At 70.4% G+C, this 25201-nt stretch carries 16 protein-coding genes; 7 read left to right on the plus strand and 9 right to left on the minus strand.

The window, feature by feature from the left end; genetic code table 11:
• Positions 1-61: 61 nt before the first annotated feature.
• Positions 62-2500, minus strand: coding sequence for a bifunctional metallophosphatase/5'-nucleotidase (locus BN4251_RS14715; RefSeq protein ID WP_087485787.1), 2439 nt, complete (start codon positions 2498-2500; stop codon positions 62-64).
• 524 nt (positions 2501-3024) lie between these two features.
• Between BN4251_RS14715 and BN4251_RS14720 the strand changes: the two genes are divergently transcribed.
• Complete coding sequence (locus tag BN4251_RS14720; protein ID WP_245810432.1) at positions 3025-4518, plus strand: NAD(P)/FAD-dependent oxidoreductase; 1494 nt, start codon at positions 3025-3027, stop codon at positions 4516-4518.
• A 363-nt stretch (positions 4519-4881) separates the two neighbouring features.
• Here BN4251_RS14720 and BN4251_RS18795 read toward each other — a convergent pair whose 3' ends face one another.
• Positions 4882-6540: a transglutaminase TgpA family protein gene (locus BN4251_RS18795; protein WP_281255315.1), complete on the minus strand. Its 1659-nt coding sequence runs from the start codon at positions 6538-6540 to the stop codon at positions 4882-4884.
• A gap of 395 nt (positions 6541-6935) precedes the next feature.
• Between BN4251_RS18795 and BN4251_RS19015 the strand changes: the two genes are divergently transcribed.
• On the plus strand, positions 6936-7292 hold the full coding sequence (locus tag BN4251_RS19015; protein ID WP_425426206.1) for a hypothetical protein: 357 nt from the start codon (positions 6936-6938) through the stop codon (positions 7290-7292).
• Here BN4251_RS19015 and BN4251_RS14730 read toward each other — a convergent pair.
• Both BN4251_RS14730 and BN4251_RS14735 read right to left on the minus strand, forming a co-directional pair.
• The gene (locus BN4251_RS14730; protein WP_087485789.1) at positions 7261-8619 is read right to left on the minus strand and encodes a DUF58 domain-containing protein; all 1359 of its coding nucleotides are present in this window, start codon (positions 8617-8619) and stop codon (positions 7261-7263) included. The two genes, BN4251_RS19015 and BN4251_RS14730, sit on opposite strands and share 32 nt — an antisense overlap.
• Positions 8616-9662, minus strand: a complete 1047-nt coding sequence (locus BN4251_RS14735; protein ID WP_087486404.1) for an AAA family ATPase — start codon at positions 9660-9662, stop codon at positions 8616-8618. Before BN4251_RS14735 ends, BN4251_RS14730 begins: the two co-directional genes overlap by 4 nt.
• Positions 9663-9795: 133 nt before the next feature.
• Here BN4251_RS14735 and BN4251_RS18505 point away from each other — a divergent pair, with 133 nt between their 5' ends.
• Positions 9796-10980 (plus strand): hypothetical protein, encoded by a 1185-nt coding sequence (locus tag BN4251_RS18505; protein WP_212647621.1) that lies wholly within the window; start codon positions 9796-9798, stop codon positions 10978-10980.
• A 76-nt stretch (positions 10981-11056) separates the two neighbouring features.
• Here BN4251_RS18505 and BN4251_RS14745 read toward each other — a convergent pair whose 3' ends face one another.
• Complete coding sequence (locus BN4251_RS14745; protein ID WP_087486405.1) at positions 11057-12313, minus strand: MFS transporter; 1257 nt, start codon at positions 12311-12313, stop codon at positions 11057-11059.
• 700 nt (positions 12314-13013) lie between these two features.
• On the opposite strand from BN4251_RS14745, the gene BN4251_RS14750 reads away from it, so the two are divergent.
• The 4 genes from BN4251_RS14750 (at position 13014) to BN4251_RS14765 (ending at position 19519) form a co-directional block, all read left to right on the plus strand.
• On the plus strand, positions 13014-14366 hold the full coding sequence (locus BN4251_RS14750) for an MFS transporter (RefSeq protein WP_087485790.1): 1353 nt from the start codon (positions 13014-13016) through the stop codon (positions 14364-14366).
• Between the two features lie 119 nt (positions 14367-14485).
• A complete protein-coding gene (locus BN4251_RS14755; RefSeq protein ID WP_087485791.1) occupies positions 14486-15973 on the plus strand; it encodes a glycoside hydrolase family 43 protein in 1488 nt (495 codons plus the stop codon).
• A 94-nt stretch (positions 15974-16067) separates the two neighbouring features.
• Positions 16068-18731, plus strand: coding sequence for a beta-glucosidase family protein (locus BN4251_RS14760; RefSeq protein ID WP_087485792.1), 2664 nt, complete (start codon positions 16068-16070; stop codon positions 18729-18731).
• Positions 18731-19519, plus strand: a complete 789-nt coding sequence (locus tag BN4251_RS14765) for an SDR family NAD(P)-dependent oxidoreductase (protein ID WP_087485793.1) — start codon at positions 18731-18733, stop codon at positions 19517-19519. Before BN4251_RS14760 ends, BN4251_RS14765 begins: the two co-directional genes overlap by 1 nt.
• 20 nt (positions 19520-19539) lie before the next feature.
• On the opposite strand, the gene BN4251_RS14770 is transcribed toward BN4251_RS14765, so the two are convergent.
• The 4 genes from BN4251_RS14770 to BN4251_RS14785 form a co-directional block, all read right to left on the minus strand.
• On the minus strand, positions 19540-20523 hold the full coding sequence (locus BN4251_RS14770; protein WP_245810374.1) for a nucleoside hydrolase: 984 nt from the start codon (positions 20521-20523) through the stop codon (positions 19540-19542).
• A 147-nt stretch (positions 20524-20670) separates the two neighbouring features.
• Entirely contained in the window at positions 20671-22989 is a 2319-nt protein-coding gene (locus BN4251_RS14775; RefSeq protein WP_087485795.1) for a family 78 glycoside hydrolase catalytic domain, read from the minus strand.
• Entirely contained in the window at positions 22986-24158 is a 1173-nt protein-coding gene (locus tag BN4251_RS14780; protein WP_087485796.1) for a glycoside hydrolase family 1 protein, read from the minus strand. The genes BN4251_RS14775 and BN4251_RS14780 overlap by 4 nt, the downstream gene beginning before the upstream one ends.
• 25 nt (positions 24159-24183) lie before the next feature.
• Positions 24184-25200: a zinc-dependent alcohol dehydrogenase gene (locus tag BN4251_RS14785; protein WP_087485797.1), complete on the minus strand. Its 1017-nt coding sequence runs from the start codon at positions 25198-25200 to the stop codon at positions 24184-24186.
• Between the last annotated feature and the right edge of the window lies 1 nt (position 25201).

The raw sequence follows: 25201 nt of genomic DNA on the forward strand, positions 1-25201 counted from the left end.
ACAGAGCAGGAGGGGCCGGTCCCGGCGAGGGGCCGACCCCTCCTGAGGCAGAGGGCGCGGGTCAGTGCCGCGTCATGCGATGGCGCAGACCGAGCGCTCCGGCACCTGCGAGGGAGAGCAGGCCGGCCGCGGCGATCATCGACCCGGCGCTCACGCCGGTGCGCGCGAGATCGGAGCGGGAGTCGCCGGAGGCGGTGTCGCTGCCGACGGGGGTGACGGTCGCGGAATCATCGCCCGCGGCGCTGTCGTCGCCCTGGTCGCCGCCCGCAGCGCTGTCGTCGCCCTGGTCGTCGCCGGCGGCGCTGTCGTCGCCCTGGTCGTCATCATCGCCCGGAGGGGGCGGGGTGGCGTCGTCGTCCCCCTCACCCGGGGGCGGGGTGGCGTCGTCGTCATCGTCCTGCTCGCACTCGGCCGGCGCACCGCCCGAGGTCCAGGTGAAGGCCGGCAGCTCGAAGACGATCTCGGTGCCGGTCTCGGGGATCGCGGTGACGGTCAGCGGCACCGTGGTGCCCTCGGGCACGCACAGCCAGTCGGTGAGGGTGACGTCCCCGACCAGGCGGCCGGTCTCCTCGTCGGCCGCGTAGGGCGCCTCGAAGGTGCCGTGCTCGCCCGCGTCGACCACGATGGTCTCGATCTCGGGGGCGCCGAGGCTCTGCGACTCGGCGCCCGCGATGCGCAGCACCGGGTCCTCGTCGATGCCCGCCTCGCTGTCGTACTCGCCGCCCTCGAGGATCTGGATGTCGAGCTGACGCTGGGCGTAATCGGGGGTCAGCTCGGGGTTCGCCTCGAGGTACTGGATGAACGCGTCGCGGTCCAGCACGCCGGAGTCGCGCACGTTCTGGGCCTGGGCGAGCGCCCACATGTTGTCGCCGCCCTCGAAGAGGAAGCTCGCGGTGACGATGGTGTAGGTGCCCTCGGGGTCGATCGGCTCGCCGTTGACGCGGATCTCGACGATGCGCTGGTCGCGCTCACCGCTGGAGTCGAAGACGTACTCGACGTTCTCGGAGACGCTGAAGGCCAGGAACGGCTCGTCGCCGTCCTCGACCGTGCCGCCGTCCGCGGTGCGCTGCCACTGCTCCTCGAGCATCTGCTTGAACTGGGCGCCGGAGACCTCTCCGGAGTTCAGGGTGTTGCCGAAGGGGACCATGCCGTTGGCCTCGGCGTAGGTGATCACGCCGTCGCCCTCGCCGGTGGCGGACTGGTCGTACCAGAGCTCGGCGCGGATGCCGCCGGGGTTCATGAAGCCGATGACCTCGTGCTCGCCGTCCAGGCCCGCGTCCTCGAGGTACCACTTCATGGAGTCGGCGAGCATGTCACCGGCGGCGGAGTGGCGGCTGCGGTTGTCGCCCTTGGTGGTGGCCTGGTTGCCGACGGGCTCGTTCGCGGTGCGCACGCCGTCCACGTAGGAGGCCTTGGAGTCGTCCCACGAGGTGGTGACGTCGCCGGTCAGGGAGCCGACGGGCTCGGCGCCGACCACGGCGGCGTCCGCGATCGCGGTGTCCGCGATCCCGGTGACCTCGTCGACGACCGGGGACTGGACGGCGCAGTCCTCTCCCTCGGCCAGCGCGGTGGGCACGAGCGCGGGATCGCCTACGACGTCCCATTCGCCGTCGGCGCTGAACTCGAGGGTGACCACGCCGAGGTTCGCGGCGCTCGATCCGGTCTGGACGATCGGGCGGACCTCGCCCTCCACGCCGGGGACCGGGGCGTTGTAGTTGTAGGCGCGGTGCGAGTCGCCGTTGAAGATCGCATCGACCGCGGGGGAGGTCCCGGTGACGATCTTGTCGAAGATCGGGTCGGTATTGGCGGGGGCGACGCCCGGCTCGGCGTTCGCGCTCGCACCCTCGTGGTACGAGGCGACGAGAACGTCGTACTCCTCGCCGGAGGCGTCGAGCTCCTCGATCGCGGCGTTGACCCCGTCCACCGGGTCGCCGAACTCGAGGCCCTCGATCGCGACCGGGCTCACCTTGCCGACGGTCTTGGTGGTGACCGCGCCGACGACGGCCACCCGCACGCCCTCGCGCTCGACGATGGTGTACGCCTCGTGGACGCGCTCACCGGTCGCGGCGTCGTAGACGTTCGCGGCGAGGTCGGGGAACTCGGTGCGCGGCTCGATGCGGTCGAGCAGGTCGTCGATGCCCTGGTCGTACTCGTGGTTGCCGATCGCGGTGGCGTCGACGCCCATCGCGTTGAGCACATCGATGGTGGGCTCGTCGTTCTGCACGGCGGACTCGAAGGCGGTGCCGCCCACATTGTCACCGGCGGAGAGCAGGAAGCTGGCGGGGTTGTCGGCGCGCACGGTCTCGACCGCGCACACCAGGCCCGCGGCGCCGCCGAGCGCGCCGTGGAAGTCGTTGAAGGTCATCAGCGAGACCTTGTCGCCGGGCTCGGCGGCGGTCGCAGCGCTGAGGGGCACGACGGCGGAGGCGAAAGCCACCGCTGCGGCACCCAGGCCGACGGTGGCGCCCCGCGCGAGGCGCCGAGGGGAGGGGAGGGACATGGAGGTCTCCTGGGAACGAGGCGATCAGCAGATGTGCGGGCACTGAAAGTGCGGTATGCGTCAGCCATCTCACCCCATGCGACACGGGACACGCCACGGGCTTCTCCCCGCAGGACGACAGCTGTCACCTGATGTTCACCCAGCACTGTGATCGGCGCCTCCGTGTTGGCGAAGCGAGGGCGAACGCTTTGCGCTCTGTTGACTCGAAGCGGCGGGGCGGCGCGCCCGATGCGAGGCGGGGGGCGGGCCCGGTGTGAGTCGTGCCGGGAACCGACCATCCGGACGCCCTCGCCGCTGCGGAGTGGGTAGCATCGACGAGGACTTCGGACGGTCGCCCGCGAGGCCCGTCTTCGACTCCGGGCCCGATGATCTCGGGCCTGCGTCCCCCGGGTCGCCCCGGCACCGACCGCAGCCCGCCGACTTTCCACACTCTCCCCGCCGACGCCGGTCCCTGCACCGGGACGCCACCAGCTTCCCGCCCGGGCGCCGACCACCGTCATCCCAAGGAGGCCGTCCCCATGGTCATGCCGCTGCCGTTCCTCACCCGTCGCCCCACAGTCCCCGCGAAGGACGGCGCGAGCTGGCCGCACGTGATCATCCTCGGCGGCGGCTTCGCGGGCGCCCACGCGGTCAGCGCCCTGCGCGACGCCCGGGTGCGCGTGACCCTCATCGATCGCAACGTCTACAAGACCTTCCAGCCGCTGCTGTACCAGGTCGCGACCGCCGGCCTGAACCCGGGCGACGTCACCATGTTCCTGCGCGGCCTCTCGCTGAAGGTGCCGAACATGCGCTACCGCCAGGGCGAGGTGGAGGGCGTGGACCCCGAGCGCAAGGTGGTGCGGCTGGACGAGGGTCAGAAGGGCATCCAGGAGCTCAGCTACGACTACCTGATCGTGGCCAGCGGCGCGACCACCACCTACTTCGGCACCCCCGGCGCCGAGGAGCACGCGATGCCGATGTACACCCGCAGCCAGGCGCTCGCGATCCGCGACCGGATCTTCTCCGAGCTGGAGCGCTCGAGCCGCGAGGCCGGGATCAGCCACGACAAGCTGCACGTGTGCATCGTGGGCGGCGGGCCGACGGGGGTGGAGATCGCCGGCGCCCTCGCGGACTTCCGCATGCAGGAGCTGGACATCCTCTACCCCGAGATGGATCCGGGGACCTTGCAGGTCACGGTGCTGCAGCGCGGCGATGAGCTGCTCAAGGAGTTCTCCACCAAGTACCGCCAGTACGCCGCGGACGAGCTGCGCGACCGCGGGGTGCAGCTACGCCTGGGCCACGGCGTGAAGGAGGTCGGCTACGACCACGTGGTCCTGGACGACGGCTCGATCCTCGAATCGGACATCACCATCTGGGCGGCGGGCGTCGCGATCGCAGAGCAGGTCTCCCGGTGGGGCTTCCCCCAGGACAAGCGCGGCCGCCTCGCCGTGGACGACTACCTGCAGGTCAAGGGCTTCCCCGGGGTGTACGCCGCGGGCGACATCGCCGGCCAGGACGAGCCGCTCCCCCAGCTCGCGCAGCCCGCGATCCAGACCGGCCAGGCCGCCGCGAAGGCCATCGCCGCCGAGGTGGCGGGCAAGCCGCGCAAGAAGTTCTCCTACACGAACCTCGGCACCATGGCCACCATCGGCCGTCACGCCGCGATCGCGGAGATCCCCGTGCTCGGCGGGCTCTCGGGCTCGCTCGGCTGGGCGGCCTGGCTGGGCGTGCACATCACCAAGATGATCGGCCACCGCAACCAGCGCGCCGTGGCGATGAACCTGGTCTCCCTCTACGGCGGCACCCGCGCCACCCACCAGCCCAACCCCGTGGTGGGCGAGGTGAACTCGCTGCGCGCCGCCCGCATCTTCGAGGAGCAGGCCCCGCATCGCCTGTTCGGCGCGAACGCCGGCGCCACCTGCCCGCCCGGCGGGACGAAGGGTGCCGAGGGCTCTGAGGGCGCCGGGGGTACGGCGGGCGCTGCGGCTGCGTCGGGCACCGAGGGCGCGGCCGACGTCGCGGAGCCCGCGCAGGACTGATCTCCCCAGCGGCGCTGCGCGGTCCAGGTCCCGCGGCGACGCTCGCCCCAGCCAGGCCCGCGGCGCTGCCCCTGGTCAGCGGGTCGTCGCGCCGCCGTCCCCCGGCGCCGCTCCGGCTTGCTCCCATGAGCCCCGCTCAGCGCGCGGTGCGGACGAGCGCCACGATCCGGTCCGCGTCGAGGCGCAGCGGATGCGTCGCCGAGGCCGGTGACGACGCCCCTGCCCCTCCCGAGGGCTGCGCCGTCGCGACGTCCACGCGCGAGGGTGACGAAACTGGGGTTATAGCCCCCTCATTCCCCCACTTCTGCAACGGTCGGCGCTCGGTGGAGCCCTCCCCCTCACGCGAGGGTGACGAAACTGGGTTTATAGCCCCCTCATTCCCCCACTTCTGCAACGCGGGGCGGGTGGGACGCGCCTCCGGGCTGGGGCGTAGATGGCACTGGTGTAGGCGGCGGCGATGCGGGCGGCCGCGGCGCGCTGCTCCTCGCTCACCTCGAGCTCGCCCGCGTCGATCTGCTCGAGCAGGTCCTCGAGCGCACGGGCCGGGGGCAGCGTGGGGTCGAGCGCGATATGGGTGGGCGGCCTGCCCCAGGCGCCGGTGATCGCGAGCCAGCGGATCGCGGTCTCGCGCACGGCCAGCTCACGGGTGATCTCGGACCAGGCCAGCGCTCCCGCGCGGCGATGGATCCGCTCCGCCCCGAGCGCCGTGCCGGCCCCGTCACCAGTACCACCCTCGAACAGCGCCGCCCAGCGCTGCTCCCGGGCGTGCGCGCGGCGGCGTCGGATCACCAGCACCGTCAGCGCGGCCGCCGCTGCGAGCAGTGCGCCGAGGGCGAGGGTGGTCACCACTCCCCCTTCGATGCGCTGGACCGTCTCCTCGGAGGGCCCGGTGCCGCCCTCGTCGGACTCCTCCTCGGTGGTGCCCTCCTCGCTCGAGGACTCCTCGGTGGTGTCCTCCTCGCTGGTGGGCTCTTCCTCGGTCGGCTCCTCCTGGGTGGGCTCCTCGTCGCCGCGCGCCTCGGGGGTGTCCTGCTGGGCGGCGGCGTCGGTGACGCCGGGGGTGCTCACACCGTTCGCGGCCGCGGCGGGCGTCGGCTCGAAGCGCACCCAGCCGTGCTCGGGGCCGAACCACACCTCGGGCCAGGCGTGCGCGTTCTTCGCGCTGACGGTCCACTGATTCCCGTCCTGCTCGCCGGCGGTGAAGCCGATGACCACGCGCGAGGGGTAGCCCTGCGAGGTCATCATCAGCGCGAACGCGGCGGCGAACTGCTCGCAGTAGCCGATGCGGTCGGCGAGGAAGGATTCCAGCGGGTCCTCGCCCGGGGCCGTGTTGACGGTGAGCGAGTAGGCGAAGGTGTTGCGGAAGTAGTCCTGGTAGGCGACGGCGGTGTCGAAGGCGTTGTCGGCCCGGGCGCTCTCGGCGATGGTGTCGGCGAGCTCGGCGGCGGTCTCGGGTACCTCCTCGCGGGAGGTGTAGCCGGCGTCGAAGGGCTGGTCGAACACGGCGGGGTCCACGGAGCGCAGGGCGTCGGCGGAGCTGGTGCGCTGCTCGGAGCGGATCGTGTACTCCTGCCCCACCAGGGCGGTCTGGCCGCGGGCCAGGGCGATCTCGCCCTGCGAGGGCTGGACCACCACGGTCTCGTCGAGCTCGGAGTCGGCGAACTCGACCGAGCGCACGTTGTCCGGCACGGGCAGGCGGTCCCCGGCGTAGCTGGTGACCTCGACGTCGGTCTCGATGAAGTCGTCGGCGCTGCCGTGCACGGGCACGCCGTCGTCGCGGGAGTCGCTGAACGCCGCGAGACCGAGTGCGAGCGCCTCCCCCTCGACGTCCCCGCGGTAAGCCTCGCCGTCGAAGGTGTTCAGCGAGCGCAGCCGCAGGTAGGAGGGGTTCTCGGCGGTGGTGGTGTAGCGCAGCACCTCGGTGTCCTGCTGCTGCAGGAGGGAGCGGCGCACGGAGACGTCGTCGTCGATCATCACGGGGCCGAGCGCGGGGGCGTTGGGGTCTTGCCAGCGCTCGAGCACGTCGACGTTCAGCGCGATCCGGGCGCGCCACGAGCGCCACGCACACCGCGGTCACGGCGGCGGTGCGCAGCGGGTGGGCGGTGGGGCCCGCCTGGGGCCGACGGTCGCCGCGCAGGTAGCGCGGGTCGGCGTGGACGGTGCGGGTGGCGAGGATCGTGGCCCCGGCGAGCACGGGCAGGGTGAGCGTCCACCACGGCCCGCCGGCGGGCTGCTGCAGGGCCGGGATCAGGATCGCCCCCATCAGCAGCAGGCCGGTGGGGGTGTGCCAGCCCAGGTCCAGGTACATCACGTCCAACAGCAGCGCCAGCAGGGCGACCACCAGCACCACCAGGACGAGCCCGTGCGCGCCGAGGGCCACCGGCGGCATCCCGTTCGCGAGCTCGTTGACGGCGGCGGTGAAGATCTCGGCCTGGGTGCGCACCATCCCCACCGGGCCCGAGGACCACGGCAGCAGCCCCTGGAGCGTCTGGATCACCACCACGAGCACCACGATCAATCCGGCCTGCGCGAGCGGGACCAGCATCGGCCGCTTCAGCACCTGGCGCAGCACCACGCCGCCGAGGATCACGGGCGCGGCGCCGGTGACGGTGAGGGTCAGCCAGGACGAACCGGCCAGCAGCTGGGAGGCGGGCGCCGAGGCGCACAGCAGCGCGGCCAGCAGCAGCAGAGCACGGCCGACGAGGTGCGGGCCTTCCAGAGCGGGCCTGCCCATCAGCGGACTCATGACGGCTCCTCCTCGTCAGCGGCGGTGAGGAGGTCGTCGAGCGAGTCGGCGCTGGTGCCGCGCACCAGGGTCCAGGAGCCGAGGTGGGAGCGGGTGGGGGCGTGGCGCTCACGGGCCCGCCGCATCGCTCGCGCGTGCTGCTCGTGGGCGTGGCCGAAGTCCTCGCCGTCGGCGGGGCCCATGCGGCGGGCCGGGGGCCGGGTGCGGGTCTGCTCGTCCTCGTCGAGGGCGGGGCGCAGGGCGACGGCGGTGCGGTGGGTGGAGCGGCCGGCGAAGCGGTCCAGGTCCAGGCCTGAGAAGGGGTCGCCGTCGTCGGGGCCGAGCGCGATCGCGAGCGCGGTGTCGCCGGTGGCGTGGTCCCGGCCGATGCCGCCGGAGGCGTCGTCGTCGTCGAAGTCGACCTCGGCGAGCGCGAGCAGGGAGGCACGCTGCTCCACGGCATCGGCCTCGCTGCCCAGCGGCGAGGGGCCGGGGATGCCGCGGCGGCGACCGGTGCGGGTGATCTCATCGCCCGAGGCGTCCACGATGCGCACCTCCCAGCCGTTCAGGCCCAGGGCGTTCAGCACGGTCGCCGCGTGGGAGACCAGCGCGTCCTCGACCTGCGGGGAGGGGTTGTCGCGGCGGCTGGTGTCGAGCATGATCACGGCGCTGCGCCCGGCGGCGGGCTCGTCCTCGCGGGTCATCAGCTGGCCGGAGCGGGCGCTCGCTCGCCAGTGGATGCGGCGGATGTCATCGCCCGTGGCGTAAGGGCGGGCGATCGGGCCGATCTCGCCCACGCCGGGTGCGGCGGCGGCGCTGAGCGCGCCGTCGGCGGTGATGCCGGTGGCGCGCTCGGCGGCGGGCGCCATCTCGGAGATCACCGGCAGGCCGCTGAGCACGAGCTCGTCGTGGACGGTGCGGCGCAGGTGGAACATGCCCAGCACGTCGCGCACGATCAGCGAGTAGGGGCCCAGCGGGTGCGGGCCGCGCCGCCCCACCCGCAGCACGTGCGGCATCCGCGCAGCGAGCGGCAGGTCGCCCTGGCCGCCGAGCGCCTCGGGCAGGTGCTCGCGCGCGATGCCGCGGCCCAGCGGGAGGATCGTCAGCCAGGCGGTGCGGTTCAGCTCGAGCATCACCCGGGCGGGGGCGCCGACGGGCACGGCGTCGTCCACCAGGCGGCGCTGCGGACGCAGGCCCAGGCTGCTGACGGCGATGCCGATCCCGCCGATGGCCAGCATCAGGAGTCCGGCCGCGGCGGCGTGGCGCAGGGGCATCACGCGAGAGAGGTCGCCGAGCACCCACAGCAGCGCGCTGCCCAGGAGCACGGCGAGGCCGCGCCCGGTGGGGCGCACCACGGTGCCCGGGCGGGGGGTCACGTCTGCGGGGTGCTGCGCAGCACCTGGTCGATGAGCTCCCCGGCGGTCGCGCCGCGGGAGAGCGCCTGCGGGGTCAGGTGCATGCGGTGGCGCCACACCGGCATGATCACGTCGGCGATGTCCTGCGGGGTCACGAAGAGGCGCCCGCCGAGCGCGGCGTTGGCCTTGGCGGCGCGCACCAGGTGCACGGCGGCGCGGGGCGAGGCGCCGAGGGTGACCTGCGGGTGGGAGCGGGTGGCGGCGGCCAGGCGCACCACGTAGTCCAGGATCGTGGGAGAGGCGTAGACGCTGCGCACGGCGCCCACGTGCGCGGCGATCCGCTCGGGGGTGGTGCGCTCGGTGACCGAGGCGAGCAGGTCATGCTCTCCTTCGGGCACGGGCCCGGCCTGGGCGGCGAGCATGCGTGCCTCGGCGGAGGGGACGGGGTAGCCCATCGTGGTCTGGGCGAGGAAGCGGTCCCGCTGCGCTTCGGGCAGTCGGTAGGTGCCCTCCATCTCGACGGGGTTGGCGGTGGCGACCACCATGAACGGCTCGGCGAGCGGATAGGTGGTGCCGTCGACGCTGACCTGCCGCTCCTCCATCGCCTCGAGCAGCGCGGACTGGGTCTTGGGGGAGGCGCGGTTGATCTCGTCGGCCAGCAGGATCTGGGTGAACACCGCGCCGGGGCGGAACTCGAACTCGGCGGTGGCCTGGTTGAACACGCTCGCGCCGGTGACATCGCCGGGCAGCAGGTCGGGGGTGAACTGGATGCGGTGGCGCTCGGCGCCGAGCGCGGCGGCGAGGGACTTGGCGAGCATCGTCTTGCCCACGCCCGGGATGTCCTCGATCAGCAGGTGCCCGCCGGCGAACAGCACCAGCACGGCGATGCGGGCCACCTCGTCCTTGCCCTCGACGAGCGTGGCGATCTCGGCGATGACCGATTCGGCCTCGGCGGCGATCTCGCGGGCGTCGGTCTCGCTGAGCGCGCCGCCGAGCTCGCTGGCGCGGTTCTCGGGATGCCGGGGGTCCTGTGAGGCCGTGACCGAGGGGACATCCTGCGTCATGTCGAGCTCCTTCTGGTCACCGTCGGATGAGGAGTTCATCAGAAATTTGCCCCGGGATGAACGCTCCGGGAAGCACGTGGCGGCGTTGACTCATACAGTATGACCGGTTCTGAATGTCTTCTGAGGAGTTCTGATGATCGTCCGCCGTGGCCGTGCCGGCGTCCGCCTGAGCGGGGCGCTCCTGCTGGCCGCGGCCTGCGCAGCGGGTCCTGCGGCAGCGCAGGCCGCTCCTGCCCCCGGGGAGATCTCACCGCTGCAGAGCGGGGCCGAGTGCGAGGGGGTCAAGCCCTCGGTGGGGGTCTCCTCCGCAGAGGTGGCGGTCGGTGAGTCGGTGACGATCACGGCCACCTGCTTCACAGGCCGCTCCGCGATCACCGGCGATGTCATCACGCCCACGGGTCCGCAGTCGATCTCGGGCACCACCGCAGCCGACGGGTCGTTCTCGGCGAACTTCACAGCGCAGACCGAAGGCGAGCACGCCGTCTCGCTGACCAGCGGCGGGCGGCAGGCCACGACTGCGTTCACGGTCACCGCGGGCTCCGAGGAGGAGCCCACGGACCCGCCGGAGGAGGAGCCCACCGATCCACCGGAGGAGCCGACGGACCCCGAGCCCACCGAGCCGGATCCCACGGAGCCTGAGCCCACCGAGCCGCCCGAGGAGGAGCCGACGCAGCCGGAGGACCCGGACGCGGAGGACCCCGGTGACGAGGACCCCGACGCGGAGGATCCCGACGGCGACCAGCCCGCCCCCGGCACCGGGGAGGACGACGGCTCCGAGGACTCCGACGATTCCGCGCCCTCTCCGGGCGCCGGCGAGGACGGCGGGGCCGACGACGGCACCGAGAGCGGATCCGGTGAGGAGACCGGCAGCGGCACCGGCGACACCGGCAGCGGGGGCGAGCAGGGCTCCGAGGGCCCGGGGCCGTCGGCCGGCGAGCCCACCCAGCCCGAGAACGACCCCCCCTCTCCCGCTCCGTCCTCTCCGGGGCCGGATGCGAGCGATGACCCGGAACAGCCCTCCGGCCGCACTGCAGAGCAAGAGGAGGCCGCGGCCCACGCCGCGGCCCTGACCTCGCTGTTCGCCTTCGGCCTCTCCGGCGGTCAGATGGGCACCTCGCCCGAGGACATCGGTGATCCCTCCGGTGCGGGCTCCGCGACCGACGGTTCCGGTTCCGGCAACTCCGGCTCCGGCGCCTCCGACGGCGGCGGTGAGCTCGCGGAGACCGGCACCGAGGTCAGCGCCGCCGCAGGGCTCGCCGCGCTGTCGCTGGTGGGCGGGGCCGGTCTGCTCTGGCACCAGCGGCGCCGCACGCGCTGAACCGGCTGGGACAGCTCAGGGAGCTCAGGCCGCCCCGTCGGTCCTTCCCGGCCGGCCGCTCAGGTGCTCCGGCCGCTCAGGCGGTGCGGCCGCGGCGGGTCTGCAGCGCGATCAGTGCCGCGATCAGCAGCGCGCCCGCGACCAGCGCGATCCCTCCCACGGCCACCGCACCGCTGACGCCCACCAGCGCGCCGAGCCAGGCCAGGGTGATGCCGTTGCCGGTGCGCATGCCGTTGCCGATCATCGAGTAGACGCCCACCACGCGCCCGCGCTGGTCCTCGGGGGCGCGCAGCTGCACCAGCGCCTGACCGATCGCGGTGGCCGCGAGATTCGCGACCCCGCCGATCACGAGCGCGGTGATTGCGATGGCGTAATGCGTGGTGGTGGCGACGATCAGGGAGGTCAGCCCGAAGGTCACCGCCGCGATCACGGCGCCGCGCACGTCGACCTTGAGGATCCCGGTGGCCTCGAGTAGGAAGCCGCCCACCACTCCCCCGATGCCGTTGGCGAACAGCAGAGCGCCGTAGCCGAGGCCGCCCTCCTCGGCGGCACCGAGGGTGTCGGCGAAGTTCGGCATCGCCACCTGGAGGGAGGCGCCCACGCACACGGCGATGAGTCCGGCGAGCGCGATCATGCCCACCAGCACCTTGTCCCCGCCCACGGTGCGCAGCACCCGCGGGGTGTCCAGGATCGAGACCTTCTCGCGGCGCACGATGCCGCTGCGGGTGTGGCCGGTGAAGGGGGTGCGCAGCATCAGCACCGTCATCGGCAGGTAGAACAGGATGTTGGCGAAGATCCCGAACGTGGGCCCGAGCAGCAGCATCAGCACCGAGCCCACCACCGGGCCGGCCAGCACGCCGAGGCTCTTGAACGTGGCGTTCAGGCGCACGGCGCTGGGCAGCTCGCGCGGCTCGGCGAAGTCGTGGAGCATCAGCTGCTCGGCCGGGCCCCACAGCGCGCCCGCGCAGCCGTGCAGCACCAGCAGCACGCACGCGCTCCACATCTCGAGCGTGCCGGTGAGGAACAGCAGCCCCCACGCCAGGGACACGAACGCGAACAGACCCTGGGCGATCTGGATGATGCGCCGGCAGTCGTACTTCTCGGCGAGAGAGCCGAACAGCACCGAGAACATGAGGAACGGCAGCCAGTGGCTGATCACCTGAAAGCCCACCAGCCACGGCGACTCGAACACCTGCCACAGCACCCAGTAGGTGATGACGTGCTCGATGTTGTCGCCCATCATCGACAGCCCGGCGGTGACCAGATAGGGGCGGGAGTGCTTGTCGCGCAGCGGGCCGAAGCGGCGCGGGGCCTGCAGGTTCGTGGGACTCAGCCTTCTTTCGGGTTCACGGGCCTTTCGGGCGCGCGCCGGTGGCGGGCCGCGCCGGGGCCCGGGAGCAGTCTCCCCGATGGCGAGCGGCGGCGCCGGGATAGGCCGTACGGTGGGCGGCCTCGGGCCAGCGTCCAACTCTACGACTCACCCTTGGATCCTGACGGCGCCGAGCCCACTTTAGGGATTATCCATGGAGCGGCTCTCGGACGGCCCCGAGGCAACGCGTACCGCAGCGGGCACCCGTTGCCGTGCCGTGTTCCCGATCGCGCCCGGCCGCGAGGAGCGCCTCAGAGGTCCAGAACGAAACGCAGGGCCTGGTCCACTTCACTCAACTCTGCTGGCCCCAGCGTGCCGCGACGGGCCACGAGTCTCTCAGTGGAGATGGTGCGCAACTGATCGCCCTCGGAGTTGCTCATTGCGCGGCGGACCGGATTGGGGCGGGGTCTGCAGGTTCGTGAGATTCAGCCTTCCCTCGGGCTCGCGGACCCCTCGGGGCGCTCGCCGATAGCGAGCCGCACTTTCGAGACTGCGATCCCCCGCCGCTGCGGGCGACTCCGGCGCCGCGCGGGAGACGCCGACCGCACCACCTCTCCACAGTCGGCGCGACACGTATTGACACGTGACAAGAGTCGACATACATTCTGTGTCGTCGCGCACATGGCGCGACAACATCGCAGCACTCGATGCCACTGGAGCCATCATGAACACCAGCGTTCCGCCGAGCGACCCCGCCGCCCTCGGCCCCCATCAGATTCCCGACACCTCTGCCGCAGCCGCGGAGGGGCTCATCGACTCGACAGCAACGTCAGTGGTCGAGGAGCCGTCATCGAACGAGCCGCCACGGGTCGGCCTCTGGTTCATCGCCGTCTACATGCTGACGTACTTCGGCTTCAACCTGACAATGCTGTCGCCGACCCTGTTCAGCGTCGCGTACAAGATCCAGCTGATCGATCCTGCCGGCCGCGATACGAGCCTGGGCCTCGTGCTCGGGCTGGGCGGGATCTTCGGCCTCGTCGCAGGCCCCGTGTTCGGAGTCCTGAGCGACGGCACCCGGCTGCGGTGGGGACGCCGCCGCCCCTGGCTGCTGGGAGGGATGGTGCTGGCCCTCGTCGGTGGAATCATCGTCGGCCTGGCGCCGATTGTGCCGATCGTCCTGTTCGGCTTCGCGGTCATGCAGCTGGGCATCGCCGGGATGAGCGCCGGCTTCAACCCGGTCCTCGCCGAGCATGTGCCGACCTACCAGCGCGGCAAGGTCGGAGCCCTCGGTGGCGCAGCGGCAGCCTTGGCGGGAATCAGCGCTTATACGCTCGGCTCGCAGCTGACCGGGCACGTGCTCCTGCTCTTCGTGCTCCCGGTCGCCGTGTTCGCCGTCGGCCTGGTGCTGTTCTTCGTCACCGTGCCCGATCGACCGGCGAGCGGCAACGAACGGGTGCAGTCGGTGCGCGAGATCTTCGCCAGCTTCCTGTTCAACCCGCTCAAGTACCCCGACTTCGCCTGGGTGTGGCTCGGGAAGGCCATGCTGCAGTTCGGCTTCACCTTCTTCAGCACCTACCAGCTCTATTTCATGCTGTCGCGTCTGGGCTACACGGCCGAAGAGGCCGCAGGCCTGATCGCGATCGTCGGGGGGCTCAGCGTGTTCGCGACGATGTCGTTCGCGATCCTGAGCGGTGTCCTCTCCGACCGCCTCCGGAGGCGCAAGCCCTTCATCTACATTGCCTCCGCGCTCATCGCTGGAGGACTGGTCACTGCAGCCTTCGCGCCCGACTTCCTCGTCTTCGCGATCGGCGGCACGATGCTCGCGGCCGGAACCGGTGCCTTCACGTCCGTCGACCTCGCCCTGGCGACCGACCTGCTCCCGGAGAAGGAGAAGGCCGGCAAGTACATGGCCATCTACTACCTCTCCTCCTCCCTTCCCGGCACCCTGGCACCCCTGGTAGCCCCGGCGATCCTCGCCATCGGTGCCGGATCGAACTACCCGCTGCTGTTCGTCTTCGGCGCGCTACTGGCGCTGGGCGCGATGGTCACCACCTGGCGGATCCGCGCCGCACGCTGAGGCACGTCTCTCTCGCGGAGACGCTCGTGGGCTGGACTCACAGGGGTGACAGTCACGAAGGTCCATTCATGGTGGTCTATTCCCACCCGCACATCTGAGCACAGAACCAGGAAGTCATCATGTCTGCGAGACCCATCATCGCGGGGTACTACCCGGACCCGTCCATTTGCCGCGTGGACAACACCTACTACATCGTGAACTCAAGCTTCGAATACACGCCAGGTGTGCCCTTGCACCGCAGTACGGACCTGACGACCTGGGAGCCGGTGACGAACATTCTGGCCCGACCCTCGCAACTCAACGTCAGCTTTGCTCCGCCGAGCACCGGAATCTACGCCGCGACAGTGCGTCATCATGACGGGCGGTTCTGGATGGTGACCACCAATGTGCTCGAGGGCCAACGTGGACAGTTGATCGTGTCCAGTGAGCACGCCGAGGGCCCCTGGAGCGAACCCGTGTACGTCGCGGGAACTACGGGGATCGACCCGGATCTGTTCTGGGACGAAGAGGAAGTCTGCCACCTCACCTGGGCGTCGACGGAACCGTCAGCTCCCGGCATCGCCAGCGCCCCGGTCGACCCGGTCGCCGGCGTGCTCCTCGATGCACCCCGCCTGCTCTGGCAGGGCACCGGCCTCGCGTTCCCCGAGGCCCCGCACCTCTACCGTCGCGACGGGTGGTGGTATGTGCTCCTCGCCGAGGGTGGGACGGAGCGAGGACACACGGTCACGATCGCTCGGTCACGCAGTCTGGACGAGCCATTCGAGGCCGCGCCTGGCAATCCGATCCTGAGTCACCGCAGCACTTCGCATCCGGTGCAGAACACGGGCCATGCCGATCTGGTCGAACTTGCTGATGGCTCGTGGGCGATGGTGTACCTCGCGGTGCGGCCGCGCGGGCGCACGCCCATGTTCCACACGAACGGTCGCGAAACGTTCATCGCCGGTATCGATTGGGTCGATGGGTGGCCGGTGGTGGACGAGGATCGCTTCGTCGCCTCCCCGCCAGATCATTCCTTCCGGGACCGCTTCGACACCGAGCCCCTCGATCAACGGTGGATCTCACCGAATGTCTGGGCAGAGGATTTCGTGCAGCACGCGGAGGGTGGTGGCCTGGTTCTGTCCGCTCCGGCGCCCAATGCTCGGCGGCAGATGCTGCTCAGCCGTGCCCGCGACGAACAGTGGAGGGCCACAGCCACCCTCGACGTCTCCGACGGATCGGCGCGCCTGCTCGTCCGGATCGACGACGCGCACTGGTGCGGTCTCCTCGCCGACGAACGCGGCATCGAGGCCACCCTGACCATCGGTCCGGCGATCATGAGCCTGGGACGTATGGATCGCCCGGCCGGGCCCGTGCAACTCGTCATCACCGCGCGCACGCCCGAGCCGACGTTCCCGATGCCCCGCAACGAACCCGACATCGTTGAACTCGGAGTTGCTCGCGAGGACGGCACAGTCGAAGTGCTGGCGTCCGTGGATGGACGCTACTTCTCGACCGAAGTGGCAGGAGGCTTCACCGGCCGAACGGTTGGCGTCGAGCCGGTGAGCGGGTCGGTCACTGTTCGCGAGATCTCCTACCAGCCGATCTCTGACGGCCCCGTAGAGAGCTGAACAATCGGAGCTGGTAGGAAAAGTCGGCCGCATGTGCACTGGGTCGTCGCGATTACAGCTCACACATCATCGAGACAAGGAAGTGCATCCACAGATGAACCAGTCGATCACCGAGTACGCTGCCTATCAGGACCCGACCCTTCCGGCCGGGGAGCGTGTGCGGGACCTCCTCGAGCGCATGACTCTCGAGGAGAAGGCCGCCCAGATCGCCTCCCCGTTCGGGACGGTCGTCGACGTCCACTCGCCGCCCGAGACGGGCTGGGGCAGCGTCACGGCCGGCCTCTCGGCTCTCGGCCTGCCTCCCCGCGAGGCCGCGGCGAAGGGCAACGAGCTGCAGCGAAAGCACGTGGAGCAGACCCGGCTCGGCATTCCCGTGCTGCTCTCCGAGGAGGCCCTGGTGGGGCTGAAGGTGCAGGACGCCACGACGTACCCGGACGCGATCGCGCAGGCGTCGACCTGGGATCCCGAGCTCATCGAGGAGATGGGTCGTGCGATCGGCGGGCAGATGGCGGCGATGGGCGTTCGTCAGGCGCTCTCCCCGCTGGCCGACGTCGCCCGCGATCCGCGTTGGGGGCGGGTCGACGAGACCTACGGCGAGGATCCGCTGCTGGTCGGCTCGATGGCGTCCGCCTTCGTCCGAGGGCTCCAGAACGCGGATCCCGCGGTGCCTCTGATCGCGACCCTCAAGCACTTCATCGGATATCCCGCGAGCGACGGCGGGCGCAACGGCGAACCGGTGCAGATGGGGCCTCGTGAGCTTCATGAGGTGCATGGACGCGCCTTCGAGATGGCGATCCGCCTCGGGGGCGCGCTCGGAGTCATGCCCTCGTACAACGACATCGACGGCGACCCGGTCACCGGGTCGCGGAAGTACCTGACCGACCTGCTGCGCCTCGAGTACGGGTTCGACGGCCTCGTGATCTCGGATCTCGGCGCGGTCGTGCAGCTGCAGTCCAAGCACGGCACGTCCGCGACCGTCCTCGACGCCTACGCTCAGGCGCTGCAGGCCGGGGTGGACCTCGACCTCGACAATCGGGTCTCTTCCGACCGGATCATCGAGGCCGTGAACGCTGGGGTGCTGAAAGAAGCGGATCTGGACCGCGCCGTCGCCAGCGTGCTGCGGGCGAAGTTCCGGCTCGGGCTGTTCGAGCGTCCGTACGCTGATCTCGACGCGGTCCCCGAGACCCTGGACTCGGCGGAGACCCGCGCCCTCGCGCGGACGATCGCCGAGAAGTCGGTCACGCTGCTCAAGAACGACCCCGACTCGACCGGAACGCGGCTGCTCCCCCTCGACCCCGCACTGGGCACCATCGCGGTCATCGGGCCCAATGCGGATCGGCCGATGGGCCAGCTGGGCCACTACAGCTATCAGGTGCTCGACAGCATCACCCAGCAGTTCGCTCAGGCAGCCGACCCCGAAGCGCGCCTCGACCAGGTCGAGGAGTTCCAGGGACGACGCGGCGCCGACGACGCGCAGCTGCTCGTCGAGACGGTGCCGCTCGTCTCCTTCCTCGACGGCATCCGCTCTCGCGTCTCGCCGGAGACGAGCGTGCTGCACGAGCCCGGCTGCACCATCGAGCGCGAGGATCGCTCGGGCATCGCCGCCGCCGTGAGCGCGGCCGAGCAGGCCGAGGTCGCCGTGGTGGTCGTGGGCGACCAGGCCGGCATCAACGGGTTCGGCTCGGTCGGCGAGGGCCTCGACAGCACCACCCTGCAGCTTCCCGGCGTGCAGCGCGAGCTCGTCGAGGCGGTCGTCGCCACCGGCACCCCGACGGTCGTCGTGCTCAGCCACGGGCGCCCCTTCGTGCTCGACTGGATGGCCGAGAGCGTCCCGGCGATCGTGACGACGTGGTTCGGTGGGGAGGAGGCCGGCACGGCGGCCGCCGCAGTGCTGTTCGGCGACGTCAACCCCGCCGGCCGCCTGCCCATCGGGCTGCTGAAGTCGGCGGGCGCCGCGCCCGCACCGTACTGGCGCACCCTCGGCACGGACGTCTACGTCGACGGCTCCAGCACCGCCCTGTTCCCCTTCGGGCACGGCCTGAGCTACACCTCCTTCGAGTACGGCGATCTCGAGCTCGAGGCCGACGCCGTGCCGACCGACGGCACCGTGCGGCTCGCCTTCACCGTCACCAACACCGGCAGCCGCTCCGGTGACGAGGTGGTGCAGGTGTACGGCCAGGACGTCGCCGGACGGACTGTGCGTCCGGCCCGGACTCTCGTCGCCTTCCGCCGCGTGACGCTCGACGCCGGCGAGAAGGCGCGCGTCGTCGTGGAGGTGCCTGCGAGCATGTTCGCGCTCTGGGACGCGACCGACGGATGGGTCGTCGAACCCGGCAGGACCCGCTTCCACATCGGCGCGTCCTCCACCGACATCCGGCTCAAGGGCCAGATCGAACTCGTCGGCGAGGACCACCTGCCCGGTCGCTCTCGCGCCCTCGTCGGCTCGGTGACGCTGGTCGAGGTCGCAGCCGGTGCCACGTTCGCCCCTGTCGCGGCCCCGACCGCTCCGACACAGGCGACGGCGCGGCCGCTCACCGCGGTCAGCACGGTCGGAGAGTGGTTCGAGCACCCCGTCGGGGGACCCCTCCTTCGCGAGGCACTCGGAGGGGCCGACGAGGAGGCGCTCGCTCCCGCCTTCGGGCTCACGCTCGACCAGATGATCACGTACAGCCAGGGCGCGCTGCCCGCGACGCTCCTCAAGGATCTGTTGGCCAACCCCCGCCTCGGTGACGGCTCCGACACAGAAGGAACTTCCTGATGCAACTGCAAGACAATGTCTTCGTCGTCACCGGCGGTGGAAACGGCATGGGCCGCCAGATCGCCCTGCAGCTGGCAGCCAGAGGCGCGCGTGTCGCGGCCGCAGACCTCAATGAGGATGGTCTTGCCGAGACGGTGCGGATGGTGGACGCCGACGGGCGCGTCACCGCGCATCCGTTGAACGTCACCGATCGCACGGCGGTCGACGCTCTGCCTGACGCAGTCATCGCTGCGCACGGGAGAGTCGACGGGATCGTGAACATCGCAGGGATCATCCACCGATTCGTTCCCTACACCGACCTGACGGCGGATGAGGAGGAACGCATCATGAACGTGAACTTCTGGGGCACCGTCAACATGTGCCGGACGTTCCTGCCCGTGCTGAAGGCGCGTCCGGCGGCAGCAATCGTGAACATGTCCAGCCTGTCGGCGCTCATCCCCTTCGCCGGGCAGACGCTGTACGGAGCCAGCAAGGGCGCGGTCAAGCAGTTCAGCGAGGGGCTGTACGCGGAGCTGATCGACACCAACATCGCAGTGACCACCCTCTTCCCCGGGAACATCAGCACGAACCTGACGGGCAACTCCGGCGTCGCGATGATCGATCCGAAGGGCCAGAAGGTGCGATCGACGACGCCGGAGGAAGCCGGCAGGATCATCGTCGCCGGCATCGAGAAGGGCAGCTTCCGAGTGCTCGTCGGCGCGGACGCCCGACTCCTCGACCGACTCGCTCGCATGGATTCGCGTCGCACCACCCGACTGGTGGCGAAGCAGATGAAATCCGTCCTATAGCGCGCGGTTGACGGCGAGCGTCAGGAGCTCGACTGCCAGCTCGCGAACTCCCCCAGCTTGGCGAAGAGATCCTCGAACATCAGCCGCGTGTCTAGCCTCGTGTACACGCGCATCGGGCGCGCACCGGCAGCGGTGTCATAGCGGCCCCTCTCGGTGATCTCCGGGGTCGGCACGGTCGCGAAGGCCGAGGATGAGGAGTCGGGCTCGAACATCGACTGGAGCACGGTGAGCAGCACCAGCGGGGAATCACCGAGTGCATAGGTCTCCCCCACCTCGCGGCCGCCGCGCTCGAGCAGCTGCGTGCGCTCGTGCTCGAGCTCCTCGAGCAGAAACGCGCCGAGCGCGCCCGCACTCCCCATCCGGGTGCGCAGCTCGGCCATCGATATCAGGCACTGCCGGTAGGCGTCGCGCGGCACCTGCCAGATCCTCAGCCCCGAGGCGGAGAACACCACCTGCGCCGCGAACAGGTCGATGCCGAGGTTGTACTCGAACGGGGACGCACACGGAGGCGGTGACGCGAGGCCTTCGTGCTCCGGCCCGCCGATCCAGACGAGCGTGATCCGCTCGGCGATCTCGGGATGCATCAGCAGCGCGGAGGCGAGATCGGTGAGTCCGCCTCCGGCCGCGTAGAAGAGCGGCGTGTCGGTGTCCTCGCGTAGCGCCTCGTCGAGGATGACCGACACGGCGGGCGACGGTGCCGGGGTGTCGGCTGCGGTCAGCATGCGCGGCGCCCCGCGCACGATGAGGTCCGTGGAGTCGAGTCCCATCAGGGCGAACAGGTTCTCCGCCACGGTATTCGCGCCCGCCGAGTCATCGAGGTCAATGCCACCCGCAGCTCCTGGCCCCAGGTGTGAGGCGACGATCGCCCGGATATCAGCACTCGGTGAGAGGAGATGGTGGGCGAGCTGCACGAGTCCGTCAGGATCGCCGGCGAAGTCGTTGTCGATGATGAGGCGACGCTGCGGGGCCTGCGGCGAACCTGCCTGCCAGGGGGTCTCACCCACTCGCCAGTGCTTGCCCGCTGGGGGGAGGGCTGCTGCGGGTCCGGGATCGATCCGAGCCATGGGGTTCCCTTTCGTGTCGTGCTCGAGATGACGATTCGGCAGTCGGTGCAGAGCAGCGCAGCCGCGCCGCACCGTCTGTCCGGCCTGTCATGCGCTCTTCGCGGTGAACGAGTGCTCGCCGGATTCCACGCGGGTGATGCGGCCATCGAAGTGGACGGTGCCCGTCGCGCCGGGAGGAACGACGATGTCCAGTCGCGTGCCCGCCTCGCTCCTTTCCCACCTGCTGGCGGCATCCCCGTACGGTGTGCGCAGGCGCAGCCCGGCGGAGGTCAGCTGGCGCGGAAGGGTCGGAGCGAACCGGATCTCCCGGTAACCGGGCGCTGCGGGGGCGAGGCCCGCGACGTACTCGTGGAGGTATCGCACGACGCTGCCGAAGGCGTAATGGTTGTGGGAGCCGTGCGCCCTGCCGTCGTCGTCGATACCTTCCCATTCCTCCCAGATCGTGGTCGCGCCCTGTGCGACCTGCGCCAGCCACGACGGGGATGTCGTCTGGAACAGGACTCGGTGCGCGAGATCGGCGCGCCCAGCGTCGGCCAATGCCGGCAGGAGCAGGGGTGTGCTGAGGAATCCCGTGCCGAGATGGTCCCCGGCGCCCTCTATCAGCTCCACGAGCCTGGCGATCGCGGCCGGCCGCTCGTGCTCCCGCAGGAGGTCGAAGGCCAGGGCCCGCACATAATCGTCCTGCTTGTCCTCGCCGATGCGTGCGCCGCCCTGTCGGACGAATGCGGCGTGCCACGCGTGCTCGACCTGAGTGCTCAGACGGCCATACCGGGCCTCGTCCTCCGACCGGCCGAGCACTCCCGCGATCTGCGAGAGCAACCTCGAGGAGTGCGCGAAGTAGGCGGTGGCGACTGCGGCCGGGGCCATGAGCTTCGAGCGCAGCCAGGTGTTGCCCTCGCCCGGCCTCAACCATTCGCCCCAGTGGAACCCCGCATCGACGATGAAGCGTTCGAGCTCTCCGACCCGTCGGCCGAATCGACGGGCGAGACCGCGTCGCTCGGACGCCAGGCGGGCCAGGAAGTCGACCCACTTCGTCGCGCTGTCGTACTGGAGGCGGAGCACCTCCTCGTCGCCGTAGTACTGATACAGCGTCCACGGAAGCATCACGGCGACATCGCCCCAGCCGACGGAACCGCTGACGTACTCCATGTGGTGGGGGCCCAGCGTGGCGCTCCGCTCCGACGGAATGTACGGCGGGATCCTCCCATCGGCATACTGCTCGATCGCCAGATTGTGGAGGTACTGCCGCAGGAACTTCGCGGAGTCGACCATCTGCACCGCGGTCGATCCAAAGACCTGCACGTCTCCGGTCCATCCGCTGCGCTCGCGGGTCGGGCAGTCGGTGGCGGTGTCGAGGAAGTTGGAGCGCAGCGACCACAGAGCGTTGTGCCACAGCTTCTCCAGCCTCGGGTCGGACGCCTCGAACTCGGCGAGCTGCGGGAGGTCGGAGGACATGACGATCCCGCTGGCGTCCTCGGGGGTCAGCGGGTCAGCGCCCTCCACCGAGGCGTACCGGAACCCGCGGAAGGTGAACCACGGGCAGTACCGCACGGGGTCGGGCCCCAGGACGATCTCGTCCCTCTGGAACCACTCGTCAGGGCCGCGCCCCTTGGGGAAGAGGTAGTCGGTATCCAGATCGCCCTCGGGGGTCAGGACTTCGCCATAGAGGATCCGCACCGTCGCGCCCGGGCTCCCGCGCAGCGTCACCGCGGCCACGCCGGTGAAGTTCTGGCCGAAGTCGAGTATCTGCGCACCCGATGCTGCGCGGTGCACCGTCGCCGGCAGCTCTCCGACGGCACGGAACCGTTGCACCGTCTCGGCGACGAGGACCCGTTCGTGGGCCGGCAGGACGTCGACCGAGGTCTGCTCCTCGAGAGGGATGTCTGCGCGGAGCCACTGCTCCGCATCGATGCGCAGGTCGACGCGCTCTCCGAAGGCAGGGTCGGCCGAACGGATGCGCCCTCGACCGACGTGCCACCGGTCATCCGTGGTGATCGTGTGCGTCGTGCCGTCCGCGCACTCGAGGACGATCTCCGCCAGCACACCGAGTCGCTCGCCGTATCGGGCATCCTTCAGGTCGAAGCCGAGTGCGCCCCGGTACCGTCCGTCGCCCACGGCGATGCCGATGACGTTCTCACCTCGGGAGAACTCCTCCGTCACGTCGTACACCTGGTACTCGACCTCATGGTCGAACGGCGTCCACCGCGGGACCAGCGCATCGCCGGTCACATCGCTCTGATTGATGAAGAGGCGATACCAGCCGAGCGCGCTCACGGACGCTCGCGCGCGGACGACGGGCGCAGGGAGGTCGACGATGCGACGGAAGTAGAGCGTGCGTCGGTCATCGCTCCCCCCGTCGGGCGAGGAGATCCATTGCGCCGCACACGCGTCGTCACGGCGTGTCATAGGGCGTTGGACGTTGCCACCAGGCCCAGCCACGCGAGGCTCGGCTTGGGCGTGCGCTCGAAGGTCTCGCGGTCCACGGCGACGAGTCCGAAGGTCGGATCCCACCGTCCCCACTCGAAGTTGTCGAGCAGGCTCCAGTGGAGATACCCGCGCACATCGATGCCATCGGCGATGGTGCGGTGGAGTCCCTCGAGCGCTGCTGTGGTGTAAGCGATGCGCCGTTGGTCGTCGTCGGTCGCGATGCCGTTCTCCGTCACGATGATCGGCACCTCGGCACCCACGACCTCGCGCGTGTGACGCACCGAGATCTCGAGCGCATCGGGGCGGTAGGCCCAGCCCATGAGCGTGTTGTCGGGGTGCTCGGGGTGCTCCACGACGCCGTTCTCGTCGATGGACTGCGAGGTGTAGGACTGCACGCCGACGAAGTCGTCGCCGCGTGCGGCCTCGAGGTACATGTTCTCCCAGACGTGCTGGATCTCCGCGTACTTCTGTTCGGCGCCGGGCGTCGGGGTGTACGCCTGGTTGGCGATGGTCCAGCCGACCTTCGCACCGGTCAGCTCGCGGACGACGGGAGCCGCTGCATGATGGGCGGCGATGAGCACCTCGCCGATCTCGACGTCCGGAAGGGCGCCGAACTGATAGTCCAGACCCTTTGCGATGCGTCGGGTCTGTCCCTCGTTGACGGCGAGGACGTTGGGTTCGTTGAGGGTGCACACCCACTCGATACCGTCGAGGATCGTGCAGACCTGCCGGACGTAGTCGACGAATCGGTCGACGGCGCCTTCGCTCAACCACGCGCCCAGGTCGTCGAACCAGAGGGGGTGGGTGAAGTGGTGCAGGGTGACCATGGGGGTGAGCCCGAGGTCCAGGGCGGTGTCGATCATCCGCCGGTAGTGCGCGAGCACGGCACGCGAGTACTGACCGGGCCGCGGCTCGACCCGCGCCCATTCGATGCTGAACCGGTACATGCCCAGTCCCGCATCGGCGGCTAGCTGCATGTCCTCCGCATAGCGATGGTAGCTGTCGAGGGCATCGCCGCTGGGCTGCACGCCGTGGTCTGCGGCGACGGTCTCCAACCGCCACCAGTTGCTGTTGATGTTGTTGCCCTCCACCTGGTGCGCGGCGGTTGCGGCGCCCCAGAGGAAGCCGTCGGGGAATGCTCGTGTCATCGGGGTTCTCCTGTTGTGGTGAGGGTCAGTCGAAGACGACGACGACCTTGTCGGTCGCGCCGGGGGTCGAAGCGAGTTCGATCGCGCGATCTGCGTCGTCGAAGGGCACGAGGTCGCTGATGATGTGGCGGTACTTCTCCCAGTCAGCGATGAGCGAATCGGTGACCTCGAAGATCTCGGTCGGGTATCCCATCGCCAGGCGGATGTCGGGCTCGCTGGGCAGGATCGCCTGGAAGTCGATCTCCACTGGACGCTTGTGCACGCCGACGATCGTCAGCACACCCCCGTGCTTGATCGCCTCGAGCGTCGTCTGGACGACGGGAGCGACACCGGCGGCGTCGAGGTAGACATCGGTCCCGGCCTTCGAGGGCTGCCCGGGGAAGCCCGGCACCTCGCCCTGCACCACCTTGAGACGCTCGATCACGTTCTCCTCGGCGGAGTTGATCACGGCGTCCGCGCCGATGAGCAGTGCCTTCTCCAGCCGGCCGGGAACGACGTCCACCACGGTGACGTGCTCGGCACCCTTCGACTTCGCGGCGAGCAGCGCTCCGAGCCCCACCGGTCCGGCACCGAACACGACGACCTTCGACCCGGTGCCGACACCGGCACGGTTCACGCCGTGGTAGGCGACGGCCATGGGCTCGTTGAGCGCGGCGACCTCGAAGGGGATCTCCTTCGGGATGACGCGGAAGTGCACGCCGGGACGGGCGTTCGCGAGCAGCAGCAGGTCGGCGAGCGCCCCCTGGCTGCCGCCGTTGCCGATGACGCCGTCGGTGGTGGACATGGGGTTGACGACGACATGGTCGCCGACCTCGACTCCTTCGACCTCGGCACCGACCTCGATCACTTCGCCCGCGGCTTCGTGGCCGAGCGGCATCGCGCCGCTCTGGTGCGGCAGGCCGCCCATGTGTGCGTACATCACGTCGCTGCCGCAGATGCCGCACGCCTTGATCTTGATCAGCACGTCTGCAGCACCTGCCGACGGATCGGGGGTCTCCTTCAGCTCGACGACATCGGGAGCGGTCACTGTGAGGACTCGCATG

The sequence above is a fragment of the Brachybacterium massiliense genome (genome assembly GCF_900184245.1).
GTDB lineage: Bacteria > Actinomycetota > Actinomycetes > Actinomycetales > Dermabacteraceae > Brachybacterium > Brachybacterium massiliense.